1 protein-coding gene is annotated in these 883 nt (G+C 36.1%); it reads right to left on the bottom strand.

The genetic code is table 11. From position 1 onward, the window contains the following. Window positions 1–196 precede the first annotated feature (196 nt). Window positions 197–883 (bottom strand): hypothetical protein (locus ACWIX0_RS13855; RefSeq protein WP_454174565.1); only part of this gene is annotated, 687 nt, incomplete at its 5' end.

The raw sequence follows: 883 nt of genomic DNA, 5'->3' as shown, positions 1-883 counted from the left end.
GGTGGCGTTGATTTGGGTTTGCAAATCTTGGATTTTGCCTTGTTTTTCTGTGATTTTTGCTTGCAATTCTTGGATTTTGTCCATTTTTTGTCCTTTTTTAATAAGATTTGGTATAATGCGTTTTAGTTAAAGAGTTGAAAGCGGGATTGGCGACACCCGCCACCACCTAGTTGTAGCTTTGTTTTTTCATTGCTCGCTAGAATTGGAGGATGGGCTCTCCCAACTCTTTAGCTCTATCTATTTTTACCTTTACTTGTTTGTTATCCATAAAAAGCACACTTCTTATTCTATGTTCCCCGTTGATATTTTGCACTCTTAATGCCACGCCTCCATAATCTCTTTTGCCTTGTTTAAGTTTTGTAATAATCAGCTTAAATCTCCTATCGGTTGCGTTTATCCCTATTTCTGCATTTTGTAAAACTTCTTGGCATAATTTTTGCGCTTCTTGCGGATTGCTAAAATATTCTGGGTGCTTTTGTGCTAATTTAATAAAATCGCCCACTACTCGTCCATTCAATTCTAATTTTGTTATAACCACTTGTTTGGGCGTTATAGTAGCATTGCGATATAATTTTTCCATATCTTTGGTAATTTTAAAACTAGGTTCTTGCTGTTTTTTTGGCATTTTATTTTTGCCCTTGTTAAAAAAAATTTGTGATATTGTATCTAAAATCTTAGTATTGTGTAGGCTTGTTGCGTTATTAGTATTTTTGCCTTGCATTCTCTCTAGTAAGGTTTTAGCGCGTGGGTGTGTCTTAGCAAGTTTTTCTAGCCTTTTTGTGCTAATTTGTAGTCCTTTGCTTGCTAGCGCACCGCTTGCAAACCCTGCTAGGAATTTTTCAGGGCTAAAGCCTTTTATGTTGCCATTTTCATCGTATTCTAC

The sequence above is a fragment of the Helicobacter sp. T3_23-1059 genome (assembly GCF_053654515.1).
Note: the sequence above shows the minus strand (reverse complement) of the source record. Positions and strands in the feature narration are given on the sequence as shown.